The following is a 12437-nucleotide window of genomic DNA, read 5'->3' as shown; positions in this document are numbered from 1 at the left end:
CTTCGAGTATGGTGCCGCCCGCACCGGCCCCACCAGGCATTTTCCGCACGGCCCGGACGCGCGGGCCGGGCGTGCGGACCGGTCACGCAAGCCGGGCACACGGGCCGGGCGCGTGAACCGGACGCGCCGGAAGCCCCCGGCTCAGTCCCTGCCATCGGCGGCCAAGGTCTCGGCCAGGGCGGTGATCGCGTCCGGGCCGACCCGGCAGCAGCCGCCGACGAGCCGGGCGCCGGAGCGGACCCAGGCGGCGGCCCGCCCCGGGTCGAAGGCGGACCCGCCGCGCCAGTCCCGCGCCCGGGCGTCCCAGTGCTCCCCGCTGTTGGGGTAGACCACGGCCGGTTTCCCGGTCACGGCGACGGCCGTCTCCACGGCAGGTCCCGCGTCGGCGGGATCGCAGCAGTTGATCCCGACCGCCACCACCTGCTCGTTCCCGGCGGCGACCGCGAACGCCTCCGCCAGGTCCTGTCCGGCCCGGGTCCGCCCGCCCTCGACCGTGTACGACAGCCACACGGGCACCCCGCACCCCTCGGCCGCCCGCAGCAGCGCCTCCGCCTCCGCCGCGTCCGGCACCGTCTCCAGGGCCAGGACGTCGGGCCCGGCCGCCGCGAACACCTCGATCCTGGGCCGGTGGAACGCTTCGAGCTCCCGCACGGAGAGCCCGTACCGGCCCCGGTACTCGCTGCCGTCCGCCAGCATCGCGCCGTACGGCCCGACGGACGCGGCGACCCAGACCTCCTCCGCCGCGCCGTCCGCCGCCGACCGCGCGAGCTCCACGCTCCGGGCGAGCAGCCGCGCCGCCTCCTTCCGGTCCAGGCCCCGCCGGGCGAAGCCCTCGAAGGTGGCCTGGTACCCGGAGGTGATGAGGACCCGTGCCCCGGCCCGTACGTACGCCGTGTGCGCCTCCTCGATCCGCTCGGGTCCGTCGGCGAGGAGCCGGGCGGACCAGAGCGCGTCCGAGAGGTCGCAGCCCTGTGCCTCCAGCTGGTGGGAGAGCCCGCCGTCGAGGACGAGGACCTGCGCCCGGAGGGCGTCGGCGAGCGTGCGGGCCGGTCGCATCGGGTCGCACCTCCCGCTCAGTCCAGCTGGGACTGGACCTGGGCGGAGATCAGCTCCAGGTGGTCCAGGTCGTGCAGGTCCAGGACCTGGAGGTAGACCCGGGAGGAGCCGATGGCCGCGTACCGTCCGAGCTTGTCGACGACCTCGGCGGGCGAGCCGGCCAGGCCGTTGGCCTTGAGCTCGTCCACGTCCCGTCCGATGGCGGCGGCCCGGCGGGCCACCTCGGCGTCGTCCCGGCCGACGCAGACGACCAGCGCGTTGGAGTACACCAGGTCGTCGGCCGACCGGCCGATGGCCTCGGCGGCGGCCCGCACCCGGCCGAACTGCTTCTCGCTGTCCTCCAGGGAGGCGAACGGGATGTTGAACTCGTCCGCGTACCGCGCGGCGAGCCTCGGCGTGCGGGTCGCGCCGTGGCCGCCGATCAGGACCGGGATCTTGTCCTGGAGGGGCTTGGGCAGCGCCGGGGAGTCGGTGAGCCGGTAGAACTCCCCCTCGTGGGTGAACGTCTTGCCGACCTCGGTCTCCCACAGTCCGGTGACGATCGCCAGCTGCTCTTCGAGGCGGCCGAACTTCTCCTTCGGGAAGGGAATGCCGTAGGCCTTGTGCTCCTCCTCGAACCAGCCCGCGCCCAGGCCCAGTTCGACCCGGCCGCCGGACATCCGGTCCACCTGGGCGACCTGGATGGCGAGGACCCCGGGGAGCCGGAAGGTGCCGGCCGTCATCAGCGTGCCGAGACGGATCCTCTTCGTCTCCCGGGCCAGGCCGGCCAGGGTGATCCAGGCGTCCGTCGGGCCGGGCAGGCCGTCGGCGGACCCCATGCTGAGGTAGTGGTCGGAGCGGAAGAAGGCGTCGAATCCGAGCTCCTCGGTGGCACGGGCCACGATGAGGAGGGTGTCGTAGTCGGCCCCCTGCTGGGGCTCGGTGAAGATGCGAAGATCCATGCCTCCATCCTGCACCGTCGGGTGCGGGTCAACCTCCCGGCCGACACCCGGGCCGCCCGCCCCGGCCGCGTCCGCCGGACCCGCGCCCGGCGCTCCGGGAAGACCGGTCGGATCGGGGGCGTCAGCACGACGGCTCCCGTCGCGGGGTCGCGCGGTCCCGGGCGGGGTCGGGCGGGCGGGCCCGCTCGCCGTCGCGGACGGCGAGACGCCGTAACAGCCCGCGCACCCGGTCGCCCGACTCGTCGGTGGCGTCGATCGCCTCGATGCACTGCCAGTACAACCCCTCCTCGTCGGTGGCGCAGGCCACGCCCACCAGCGCGATCCCCACTTCGCCCAGCAGCTCCCCCAGCGCGGTCAGCGCCCGGTGGGGGTCCGCGACCTCGGTCAGCCGGGCCGCGCGCGGCCCTCCGGGGCCCCACACCGCCGGATACTCCCCGAGCTCGCTCAGTCCCCGCGCCTCGCCGCGCAGCTCCTGCGGCCCGCAGAGCGCGAGACGGCTCCCCACGGCCTGGGCGAGGGCCTGGGTCTGCCAGGCCTCCGCCACGACGTCCTGTGCCGTCCCGCTCTCCGCCAGCGCGTGCCGGCCGAGCGCGATCAGTCGCTCCGCTTCCATCAACACCGCCCCCGTTCCTACGACTTGCCGCCCACTCAGTCATTACCCAGAGTGAGGCGACCTGAGCCCAAACACCAGGGGAATTCGGAAATCTGTGGACAGGAGGCCTGATGGGGAAAAGTCGATCACTCCGAAGAGTGACGATCTTCGTTCGTGGGCCTTTTCTCGCCGCTTCTTCACCTCACTCCCCGCGCTTCCCTCCCCTCTCGTCCCCTCCGTCCCGCCGTGTGGCGGGGAACCGGAGCTCGTTGCGGTCGATCTTGGCCGCGAGCGCCGCCAGCGGATCGATCCCGAGCGCCTCGCAGAACTGGAGGAGGTAGGCGAACACGTCCGCCACCTCGTCGGCGACCCGGTGGGCCGACTCCGGGTCCTCCATCACGCGCTCGGCCTGCTCGGGGGTCAACCACTGGAAGATCTCCAGGAGTTCGGCCGCCTCCACGCTGAGGGCCGCCGCCAGGTTCTTGGGCGTGTGGTAGGGCTGCCAGTCACGGGCGGCCGCGAACGCGACCAGCCTGCGCCGGAGCCCCGCCACACCGTCGTCCGTCACACCGTCGTCCGTCGTCTCTTCGCGCGTCGTCTCTTCGTGCGTCACGCGCCCAGGTCTACCACCGTCACCCCGGGCGTCCGGCGCGCCTCCGCCGCCGTCCGGTCGCCCACCGAGCCCGCCACCCGGATGTGCCCGTCCCCGGCGATCTCCACGGCGAGCCGCAGCAGTTCGGCCGACTGGCGCCGGTCGAGGCCCCGGTCGAGGCCGTCGGCGAGCAGCGTCAGGCCCTGCATGGCGTCGGGCACCTCGGCGACGCGGTCCATCTCCAGGACCCCGGGGCCCGTGAGCAGGGTGAGCGCGAGCGCCAGGTAGCGCAGTTCGCCGTCGCCGAGGCGGCCGAGCGGGGTCGCCGTCCGGCCGGCCCGTTCGAGCACCGCCCGGACGGTGCCCTCGCGCAGCTCCCGCACCCCGAGGCCCGTGACGGTCCCCGCGCAGCCCGCTCCCGCCACGGCCGCCAGGCGGTGGTGGCGGCGCGGGCAGTCGTTGTGGGTGCGGTGCAGGACCTCGGCGAGGTTGGCGCAGTCGCGCCGCAGCCGCCCCTCGCCCGGCGGCACGGGGGCCCGCATCCGTTCGGGCCGGGGGTCGCAGGCGAAGGCGGACCGCAGCCCGACGACCACCTGCTCGGCGGCGGCCAGGACCTCCAGCTGCCCGGGGGTCCTGCCGGCGACCCGCAGCGGCAGCAGGGCCGTACCGAGCAGGTCGTCGGGGAGCGGGGCCCTGGTCACGGGGGTGGCGCCCGCCGTGTGCCACTCGGCCTGGACGGTGCTGCGCCCGGGGTCGCGGAGGGCGGTGGCGAGCAGGGTGCGGTCCCGGGCGGTGAGCCGTTCGCCGACGATGCGGAGCCGGGGTTCGGCCTGTACGGCGAGGTCGAGGCGGACGGGGCCGCACGGTCCGTCGACGGTGCAGCCGATGCGGAACCCGCGCCGGCCCTGCGCGTCGGGCCGGGCGCGCTCGGGGACGAGGTCGGCGGCGTCCGGGAACACCTCGTCGAGCGGATCGCCCGCGCCGAGCCGGGCCAGTGCCTCGTACGCCCGCAGGGTGGTGGTCTTGCCGCTGCCGCTGGGCCCGGTGAAGAGGGTCACGGGGCCGAGCGCGTGCGCGGCGGAGCGGTGTCCGGCGAACGCGGAGAGGCGCAGTTCGGTGACGGTGGGCCGGGCGTCGGGCCGCGCGTCCGGAGCCTCCGGCACGACCGGGCCCCGTGCCTCGGGGACGGAGGCACGGGACCGGGAGGTGCGCGGAAGGGAAGCGCCCGCCCCGGAACGGGAAGCGGCGGAGGTACGGGCCTCCGGGACGCGGGGCCCGGGAGAAGGCGCGGCGCTGGAGGGACCGGCGCCACCGGAAACGGGAAGGGAAGGGGAACCGGAACCGGAAGGGGTGACGGCGTCGGGATCGGGTACGAGGTCGGAGGGGCGGTTCTTCGACGTGCGGGCGGGCGCGGAGCCGCCGGTGAGGTCCATGCCCGGACCGTACGCAGCCCTTTCCCCGACGAACCGTTACGTCGGGCGGACCTTCCTACGATCGGGGGACGCCGGCGGTCCGGCCTCCCACGACCTCCTCCTCGTCCGCGCCCTCCGCGCCCTCGACCTCCGTGCCCGCCGGGGCGAGGAGGAAGACGTTCCGGTCGACGCGGTGCATCCCGCTGCCGAGCCCGAAGACGACGCCGCTGCTGAAGTCGAGGATCCGCTTGGCGACCTCGGTGTCGGCGCCGGTCAGATCGAGGAGCACCGGGATCTGGGCGATGAGGTACTCGGCGACCTCGCGGGCGTCGGCGAAGACCTGCACGCGGAGCACGACCATGCGGCGCTGCTCGGCGGACTCGTACTGCTCGGGGATCGTGCGGTGGTCGACCCTGGACGGCCATTCGTCACGGCCGCGCAGGGGCACGACCTGCGCGAGGCCCTCCCACTGCTCGTCGGTGACGTCGTACCTCTCGTACCTACTCATGGGTCCATCCTCCCGCTACTCACCCGTTCGGCCCAACAACGACACGGCGTGACGGCGGTGCGGCGGGCGGACGGTCCGGAAGCTCACCCGGTCGGCCCACTCTCTCCCCCGCCGGGCCCGTCCCCCGATCCCGTATCACCGGTTCGTGTCAGACGAAGCTCTTGGCGAGTCTGCGGAGGCCTTCCCCGATCTCGTCGGGCGAGTGCGTCGTGAACGACAACCGCATGGCGGCCGGGTCCGGTTCGCCGCAGAAGAACGGCGCTCCCGGCACGTACGCCACCTCGTGTCCGACGGCGGTCCTCAGGAGGGCCGTGGCGTCGTGCCCCTCGGGCAGGGTCGCCCAGACGAACATGCCGCCCTCCGGCCTGTTCCACCGGCTGCCCTCGGGCAGCACGGCCGGCAGGCCTTCGAGCAGGGCGTCCCTGCGCTCCCGGTAGGCGGCGCGGATCACCGCCACGTGCGCGTCGAGGTCGCTGTCGCGCAGGTACCGCGCGGCCGCCGCCTGGTCGATGGTCGAGGTGTGCAGGTCGGCGGCCTGCTTGGCGATGACGCAGGAGCGGCGGAGGCCGGCGGGGGCGCGCAGGTGTCCGAGCCGCAGGCCGGGGGCCATCACCTTGGAGAAGGAGCCGAGCAGGACGGTGCGGTCGGCCGCCGCGGGGGCGGCGGCTATCCAGGGAACGGGCTCGCCCTCGTAGCGCAGTTCGCCGTACGGGTCGTCCTCGACGATCCAGAAGCCGTGGCGGGCCGCGGCCTCGGCGACGGCGGTGCGGCGCTCGGCGGGGAGGGTGCGGCCCGTGGGGTTCTGGAAGGTGGGGACGACGTAGAGGAGGGTCGGGTTCTCGCGGGCCGCGATCTCCTCCAGGGCCTCCGGGACGAGGCCCTGGTCGTCGGTGGGCACGGGGACGACGCGGGCCCCGGCGAAGGCGAAGGTCTGGAGGGCGGCGAGGTAGCAGGGGTCCTCCACGAGGACCACGGCGCCCGGTTCGAGGAGGGCGGTGGCGAGGAGCGTGAGGGCCTGCTGCGAGCCGGTGGTGACGAGCAGGTCGTCGGCCCCCGTGGGCAGTCCGCGCGCGGTGAGCCGGTCGGCGACGGCGGCGCGCAGCTCCGGGTCGCCCTCGGTGGTCGAGTACTGGAGGGCCTGCCGGGGGTTCTCCGCGAGGACCCGGTCGTACGCGGTCCGCATCCCGGCGACGTCGAACAGCTCGGGGGCGGGCAGGCCGCCGGCGAAGGAGATCATCTCGGGCCGTGCCGTGAGCGCCAGGATGTCCCGTACCGGCGACGAGCCGACGTTCGCCAGGCGGGAGGCGACGGCCGGCACGGGCGCGGAGGGGGCGGGGGGACCGGCGTGCGCGGGTGTGGAGTCGGCGGGAAGCATGCTGTCAGCATAGAGACGTGCGGGGCGGTGTCCAGATCGTGGGATTCCCGCCGCGATCGGCCGAGTTGACGCGCTCCGGGGCGGTCCGGAAGCCGGTCCCGGGACCGGTTTCGAGACCGGTTTCGCGGGGTGGCTCCGTGGGGCTACCGGTGTCCCACCGGCTCGTCGCGGCCCTCGGCCCACAGGGAGCGGACGTGGCCGAGGTGGCGGCGCATGCAGGCCTCGGCGCCGCGCGCGTTCCCGGCGATCATGAGGTCGAGGAGTTCGACGTGCTCCTCGGCGGAGGAGACGAGCAGACCGGCCTCGTCCAGGCCCGTCAGACCGTAGAGGCGGGAGCGCTTGCGCAGGTCGCCGACGGTCTCCACGAGCCGCTCGTTGCCGGAGAGGCCGAGCAGGGCGAGGTGGAAGCGGCGGTCCGCCTCCAGGTAGCCGATGAGGTCGTGGGCTCGGGCGCGGGCGACGATCTCCTCGGCGACCGGCCGGAGTTCCTCCAGCTGCTCCCGCGAGGCCGTGCGCGTGACCCGGCCGACGGTGGGGACCTCGATGAGGGTGCGCAGTTCGGTGTACTGGTCGAGGTCGCGCTCGCTGACCTCGGTGATGCGGAAGCCCTTGTTGCGGACGGGCTCGACCAGGCCCTCCCGGGCCAGGTCGAGCATGGCCTCGCGGACCGGGGTCGCGGAGACGCCGAGGTCGGCCGCGAGGCCGGGGGCCGAGTAGACCTGGCCGGGGCGCAGTTCCCCGGCGATCAGGGCCGCGCGGAGGGCGTGCCCGACCTGGTCGCGGAGCCGTTCCTGCGCCCTGACGAGGCCGTACTGCTTCAGGTCACCCATCGTGCGTCCTCCGAGAAGTCACGGAGGGGCATCGTACAATGTCACGTTTCGCCGTCCGGTCCGACCGTCACCGAAGGATTTCAGAGCAGGAAGCCCGCGGGGAACGGGTCGTCGGGGTCGAGGAAGTACTGGGCCGTGCCGGTGATCCAGGCCCGGCCGGTGACGGTGGGGACGACGGCGGGCCGGCCGCCCACGGTGGTCTCTCCGACGATCCGGCCGGTGAACTCGGTTCCGATGAAGGACTCGTTGACGAAGTCGGCGCCCGGGGCGAGGAGTCCCCGGGCGTGCAGCTGGGCCATGCGGGCGCTGGTGCCGGTGCCGCACGGGGAGCGGTCGAACCAGCCGGGGTGGATGGCCATGGCGTGGCGCGAGCGGGTGGCGTCGGAGCCGGGCGCGGCCAGGTAGACGTGTTTGACCCCGGCGATGGCGGGGTTCTCCGGGTGGACGGGCCGGTCGGGCCCGGCGTCGATCGCGGCCATGACGGCGAGTCCGGCGGCGAGGAGGTCGTCCTTGCGGGCGCGGTCGAAGGGCAGCCCCAGGGCGTCGAGGTCCACGAAGGCGTAGAAGTTGCCACCGTAGGCGAGGTCGTAGGTGACGGTGCCGTACCCGGGCACGTCGGCCTTGAGGTCGAGGCCGACGCAGTAGGAGGGCACGTTGGTGAGGGTGACCGCCTTCGCGGCGCCGTCCTCGACCCGTACGTCGACGCTCACGAGCCCCGCCGGGGTGTCGAGGCGGACGGTGGTGACCGGTTCGACGACCGGCACCATGCCCGTCTCGACGAGGACCGTGGCGACCCCGATGGTGCCGTGGCCGCACATCGGGAGGAGTCCGGAGACCTCGATGTAGAGGACGCCGTAGTCGGCGTCGGGGCGGGTGGGCGGCTGGAGGACCGCGCCGCTCATCGCGGCGTGGCCGCGCGGCTCGTACATGAGGAGGGTGCGGACGTGGTCGAGGTGCTCGGCGAAGTGGAGCCGCCGCTCGGCCATCGTGGCGCCGGGGATCACCCCGAGGCCGCCGGTGATCACCCGGGTGGGCATGCCTTCGGTGTGGGAGTCCACCGCGTGGTAGACGTGGCGGGTGCGCATGGGTCCCCTTCTGTCGGTGCCTTGAGGGAGAGCAGGTGTACGGAGTTACGCGTGGCCCCCCGCGAGGGCCTTCTCCGTGGCGGCCCGCACGGCGGCCTCCTGCTCGGGCGCGAGCGGGAGCCGGGGCGGCCGGGTGATGCCGCCGTGGTGTCCGGCGAGGTCCATGGAGAGCTTGATCGCCTGGACGAACTCGGTCTTCGAGTCCCAGCGGAGGAGCGGGTGGAGGGACCGGTAGAGCGGAAGGGCGGTGTCGAGGTCGCCCGCGACGGCGGCCCGGTAGAGGGCGGCGCAGGTGCGCGGGAGGGCGTTGGGGTAGCCGGCGACCCAGCCGACCGCGCCGGCGAGGGCGAGTTCGAGGAGGACGTCGTCGGCGCCGACCAGCAGGTCGAGCCCGGGGGCGAGTTCGGCGATCTCGTAGGCGCGGCGGACGTCCCCGCTGAACTCCTTGACGGCGACGACGCTGCCGTCGGCGTGGAGCCGGGCGAGGAGGGCCGGGGTGAGGTCGACCTTGGTGTCGAGGGGGTTGTTGTAGGCGACGACGGGCAGGCCGACGGCGGCGACGGCGGCGAAGTGGTCGCGTACGGCCGCCTCGTCGGCCCGGTAGGCGTTGGGCGGCAGGAGCAGGACGGAGCCGGCGCCGGCCTCGGCGGCCTGCTCGGCCCAGCGGCGGGCCTCGGCGCCGCCGTACGCGGAGACGCCCGGCATGACGCGGGCGCCGTCCCCGGCGGCCTCGACGGCGGTCCGTACGACGCGGGCGCGTTCGGCGTCGGTGAGCGTCTGGTACTCGCCGAGGGAGCCGTTCGGGACGACTCCGTCGCAGCCCTCGGCGATCAGCCGGGCCACGTGGCGCGCGTAGGCGTCGTGGTCGACGGAGCCGTCGGCGCGGAAGGGGAGGGCGGTGGCGACCATGATTCCGCGCCAGGGGCGGTCGCGGTGCACGGGGGCTTGTTCGTGGGCCATGAAGGACTCCCTTGTGTGGTGTGTGACATTTTATTGATGGGCGCGCGGCCCACGAGAGGCCCGCGCCCGCCCGCTCCTGACGTTCAGTCGGCGGACGGTTCCGGAAGCTCCGCCAGGTGCCGGAGCGGTACGGGGCAGGAGAGCGGGCGCCGGTCCGGGACCGTCCCTTCCCCGGAGGCGTGCCCGGCGAGGGCGACCACGGCGGGGCCGCACATCCGGCCCTGGCACCAGCCCATGCCGGCGCGGGTGAGCAGCTTGACCGTACGGGCGTCCCGCGCGCCCAGGGCGTCGACGGCCTCCGTCACGCGGGCGACCGGCACCTCCTCGCAGCGGCAGACCTCGGTGTCCGGCCGCAGCCACCCGGTCCAGCCGGGTCCGGGCCGGTGCACGGCGCCCATCGCCTCCGCGAACGCGCGCAGCCGGTCGCGGCGGCGCCGGAGCGCGGCCTCGCGCGGCCCCGGAGCCCCGCCGCCGAGGAGGGCGCGGGCGACGGAGACGGCCGCCAGCGTCCCCTCCACGACCGCGAGTCGGGCGCCGCCGATGCCGCCCGTCTCCCCGGCGGCCCAGACGCCGGGGACCGAGGTCGCCTGCTCGGCGTCGAGGACGAGGGCGGCCGTCCCGTCGGCGGCCGTGCGGGTCGCGCAGCCGAGGGCCGTGGCGAGTTCCAGCTGCGGTACGAGGCCGTGGCCGACGGCCAGCGCGTCGCAGGGGATCCGGCGGCCGGTGCCCGGCAGGGGGCGCCAGTCGGGGCCGAGCCGCGACACGGTCACCGCCTCGACGCGCGCGGAGCCGTGGGCCGCGACGACCGCGTGCCGGGTGAGGAGCCTGGCGCCGTGCCGCAGCAACGCGCCTCCGTGGAGAGCGCCTTCGGCGAGCTTGGCGGGGTTGCGGAGGAGCGCCGGGGCGAAGCCGGAGTAGCCGAGGTACGTGCCGGCTTCGACCACGGCGGGGACGTGGGCGCCCGCCGCCGCGAGGGAGCCGGCGACGGCCAGGAGCAGGGGGCCGCTGCCGGCCACGACGACCCGGCGGCCGGGCAGGACGAGCCCGCCCTTGAGCATCGCCTGCGCTCCCCCGGCGCCCGCCACGCCCGGCAGCGTCCAGCCGGGGAAGGGGAGTTGGCGCTCGTGGGAGCCGGTGGCCAGGAGCACCGCGCGGGCCCGGACGGTCGCGGCGGCGTCGCCGTCGTCACCGGCCGCCACGGCGTGCAGCCGCCGGCCGGTGCCCTCGGGGACCATCGTCCAGACGTGGTGTCCGGGCAGGTGGACGACCCGGCCCGCCCGGACGAGGCCGTCCAGGGCGGCCGTACGGCGGGTGAACTCGCGCCAGTCGTGGTGGAGCGCCCCGGGCCGCCGGGCGCCGAGGCCGGGCGCGGGGTGCCGGTGGTACTGGCCGCCGGGCCGGTCACCGGCGTCGACCAGGACCACCCGGAGTCCGCGCCGGGCCGCCTCCACGGCGGCGGCGAGCCCGGCGGGCCCGGCACCGACGACGGCGAGGTCGGAGTCGTACGACCCCGGTCCTGCGGCCCTGACGGGCACGGGCGGCTCAGACGGCGAGGTCGGCACGGCCCGTTCCCTCCTGGGTCGTGACGGCGTCGCCGGGGCGGGCCGGGGTGAGGCAGGCGCGCCGGTTGGGGCGCCCGTTGACCGTGACGAGGCAGTCGAAGCAGCTGCCCATGCCGCAGAAGACCCCGCGCGGCGCCCCGGCGTTCCTGGTGGTGCGCCAGGTCAGGATGCCCGCGCTCCACAGGACGGCGGCGACGGACTGGCCGTCGAGCGCGGGGATCGGGCGTCCGTCGAACGTGACGGTGAAGGCGGCCTCGGCCCGGCCGCCGACCAGGGCGCGCGGGGTGCGGCGTCGTCTCATGGGGTGTTCTCCCGTCGTCCGGGGCCGGGTGTGTCGTCGAACCGTTCGGGCCGGAAGGGCGCCGGGTCCACGCCCTCCCCCGCGCCGCCGGTGAGCGCGGCGGCGATCAGGAGCCCCGTGGCCGGGGCGAGGCCGATGCCCGCGCCCTCGTGGCCGCAGGCGTGCAGCAGCCCGGGGACGCGCGGGTCGGGCCCGATCGCCGGCAGGTGGTCCGGCAGGTAGGGGCGGAAGCCGTGGTAGGCGCGCAGCACCCGCACGTCCGCGAGGACCGGGAAGAGCGCGGCGGCCTGGGCGGCGAGCCGGCGCAGGGCCTCGGTGGACAGGGAGCGGTCGAAGCCGACGCGCTCGCGGGTGGCGCCGATGAGCACGGGCCCGGCGGGGGTGCCCTCCACGACGGCCGAGGACTGGAGCGCGGCCGAGCCGCTGGCCACGTCCGCGATGTAGTCGGCGGCGTACACCTTGTGCCGTACGACCCTGGGGAGGGGTTCGGTCACGAGCACGAAGCCGCGCCGGGGCCGTACCGGAAGCTCCGTACCGGCGAGGGCGGCGACCGCGCCGCCCCAGGTCCCGGCCGCGTTGACGACGGCGGGGGCAGTGAGGTCGCGGCGGGCCGTGCGGACTCCGCGCACCGCGCCGGAGGGGGTGCGGAGGATGCCGGTGACCTCCTCGCCGAGGTGGACGGCGGCGCCGGAGGCGGCGAGGAGGCGGGCCGCCGCGCGGGCGGGCTGGACCTGGGAGTCCTGCGGGTAGTGGAAGCCGCCCGCGAGTCCGGCGGCGAGGTGCGGTTCGAGGGAACGCAGCCCGTCGCCGGGGACCTCGGCGGTCTCGACGCCGGCCGCCCGCTGTCCCTCCGCGAAGGCGCGCAGGGCCTTGAGGGAGGTCGGGTCGGACGCCACGACGAGGCCGCCCTTGGCCTCGTACTCGACGTCGGGCGGGAGGAGTACGGCGAGGTCGCGCCAGAGGCGTACGGAGAGCAGGGCGAGGTCGAGTTCGGGTCCGGGTTCCTTGTCGGAGACGAGGAGGTTGCCCTCGCCGGCGCCGGTGGTGCCGCCCGCGACGGGGCCCCGGTCGACGACGGCGACGGAGAGTCCCGCGCGGCCGGCGTAGTACGCGCAGGCGGCTCCGACGACGCCCGCGCCGATGATCACGGCGTCCGGGCTCTGGCTCTTGGACACGGAAGTAAGGTGCCACCTTCCCTTGAGGAGGAACAGGACCGGGGCCGG

At 75.4% G+C, this 12437-nt stretch carries 13 protein-coding genes; all 13 read right to left on the bottom strand.

All coding sequences use genetic code 11. The features are described from left to right. Positions 1-141: 141 nt before the first annotated feature. The gene (gene mmuM, locus CP977_RS26270) at positions 142-1056 is read right to left on the bottom strand and encodes a homocysteine S-methyltransferase (protein WP_152370910.1); all 915 of its coding nucleotides are present in this window, start codon (positions 1054-1056) and stop codon (positions 142-144) included. 17 nt (positions 1057-1073) lie between these two features. Further along, on the bottom strand, positions 1074-1997 hold the full coding sequence (locus CP977_RS26265; protein ID WP_152370909.1) for an LLM class F420-dependent oxidoreductase: 924 nt from the start codon (positions 1995-1997) through the stop codon (positions 1074-1076). Positions 1998-2118: 121 nt separating this feature from the next. Then, positions 2119-2610: a DUF6099 family protein gene (locus CP977_RS26260; RefSeq protein ID WP_183953363.1), complete on the bottom strand. Its 492-nt coding sequence runs from the start codon at positions 2608-2610 to the stop codon at positions 2119-2121. A 181-nt stretch (positions 2611-2791) separates the two neighbouring features. Continuing rightward, positions 2792-3202 (bottom strand): nucleotide pyrophosphohydrolase, encoded by a 411-nt coding sequence (locus tag CP977_RS26255; protein ID WP_372460728.1) that lies wholly within the window; start codon positions 3200-3202, stop codon positions 2792-2794. Beyond that, on the bottom strand, positions 3199-4614 hold the full coding sequence (locus CP977_RS26250) for a hypothetical protein (protein WP_062751789.1): 1416 nt from the start codon (positions 4612-4614) through the stop codon (positions 3199-3201). The genes CP977_RS26255 and CP977_RS26250 overlap by 4 nt, the downstream gene beginning before the upstream one ends. Before the next feature lie 55 nt (positions 4615-4669). Continuing rightward, positions 4670-5101, bottom strand: coding sequence for a cell division protein SepF (locus CP977_RS26245; protein WP_062751790.1), 432 nt, complete (start codon positions 5099-5101; stop codon positions 4670-4672). Between the two features lie 148 nt (positions 5102-5249). Continuing rightward, positions 5250-6476 (bottom strand): aminotransferase-like domain-containing protein, encoded by a 1227-nt coding sequence (locus CP977_RS26240; RefSeq protein ID WP_183953360.1) that lies wholly within the window; start codon positions 6474-6476, stop codon positions 5250-5252. 143 nt (positions 6477-6619) lie between these two features. Next, complete coding sequence (locus CP977_RS26235) at positions 6620-7306, bottom strand: GntR family transcriptional regulator (protein WP_062751791.1); 687 nt, start codon at positions 7304-7306, stop codon at positions 6620-6622. Positions 7307-7386: 80 nt separating this feature from the next. After that, entirely contained in the window at positions 7387-8391 is a 1005-nt protein-coding gene (locus tag CP977_RS26230; RefSeq protein ID WP_109184201.1) for a proline racemase family protein, read from the bottom strand. 45 nt (positions 8392-8436) lie between these two features. Continuing rightward, on the bottom strand, positions 8437-9351 hold the full coding sequence (locus tag CP977_RS26225) for a dihydrodipicolinate synthase family protein (protein WP_152370908.1): 915 nt from the start codon (positions 9349-9351) through the stop codon (positions 8437-8439). A gap of 83 nt (positions 9352-9434) precedes the next feature. Beyond that, complete coding sequence (locus CP977_RS26220) at positions 9435-10913, bottom strand: FAD/NAD(P)-dependent oxidoreductase (protein WP_152370907.1); 1479 nt, start codon at positions 10911-10913, stop codon at positions 9435-9437. Beyond that, positions 10894-11214 (bottom strand): (2Fe-2S)-binding protein, encoded by a 321-nt coding sequence (locus CP977_RS26215; RefSeq protein WP_062751795.1) that lies wholly within the window; start codon positions 11212-11214, stop codon positions 10894-10896. Before CP977_RS26215 ends, CP977_RS26220 begins: the two co-directional genes overlap by 20 nt. After that, entirely contained in the window at positions 11211-12389 is a 1179-nt protein-coding gene (locus tag CP977_RS26210; protein WP_062751796.1) for an NAD(P)/FAD-dependent oxidoreductase, read from the bottom strand. Before CP977_RS26210 ends, CP977_RS26215 begins: the two co-directional genes overlap by 4 nt. Positions 12390-12437: the final 48 nt, after the last annotated feature.

Origin of the sequence: Streptomyces cinereoruber, from assembly GCF_009299385.1 — a bacterium.
Taxonomy (GTDB): domain Bacteria; phylum Actinomycetota; class Actinomycetes; order Streptomycetales; family Streptomycetaceae; genus Streptomyces; species Streptomyces bikiniensis.
The sequence above is the reverse complement of the archived record's forward strand: the minus strand, read 5'-3'. Positions and strand labels throughout refer to the sequence as shown.

Bases quoted from the DNA above. Each gene is read 5' to 3' on its own strand.
- mmuM (WP_152370910.1), bottom strand. From the start codon at position 1,056: ATGCGACCGGCCCGCACGCTCGCCGACGCCCTCCGGGCGCAGGTCCTC.
- CP977_RS26265 (WP_152370909.1), bottom strand. From the start codon at position 1,997: ATGGATCTTCGCATCTTCACCGAGCCCCAGCAGGGGGCCGACTACGAC.
- CP977_RS26260 (WP_183953363.1), bottom strand. From the start codon at position 2,610: ATGGAAGCGGAGCGACTGATCGCGCTCGGCCGGCACGCGCTGGCGGAG.
- CP977_RS26250 (WP_062751789.1), bottom strand. From the start codon at position 4,614: ATGGACCTCACCGGCGGCTCCGCGCCCGCCCGCACGTCGAAGAACCGC.
- CP977_RS26245 (WP_062751790.1), bottom strand. From the start codon at position 5,101: ATGAGTAGGTACGAGAGGTACGACGTCACCGACGAGCAGTGGGAGGGC.
- CP977_RS26240 (WP_183953360.1), bottom strand. From the start codon at position 6,476: ATGCTTCCCGCCGACTCCACACCCGCGCACGCCGGTCCCCCCGCCCCC.
- CP977_RS26235 (WP_062751791.1), bottom strand. From the start codon at position 7,306: ATGGGTGACCTGAAGCAGTACGGCCTCGTCAGGGCGCAGGAACGGCTC.
- CP977_RS26230 (WP_109184201.1), bottom strand. From the start codon at position 8,391: ATGCGCACCCGCCACGTCTACCACGCGGTGGACTCCCACACCGAAGGC.
- CP977_RS26225 (WP_152370908.1), bottom strand. From the start codon at position 9,351: ATGGCCCACGAACAAGCCCCCGTGCACCGCGACCGCCCCTGGCGCGGA.
- CP977_RS26215 (WP_062751795.1), bottom strand. From the start codon at position 11,214: ATGAGACGACGCCGCACCCCGCGCGCCCTGGTCGGCGGCCGGGCCGAG.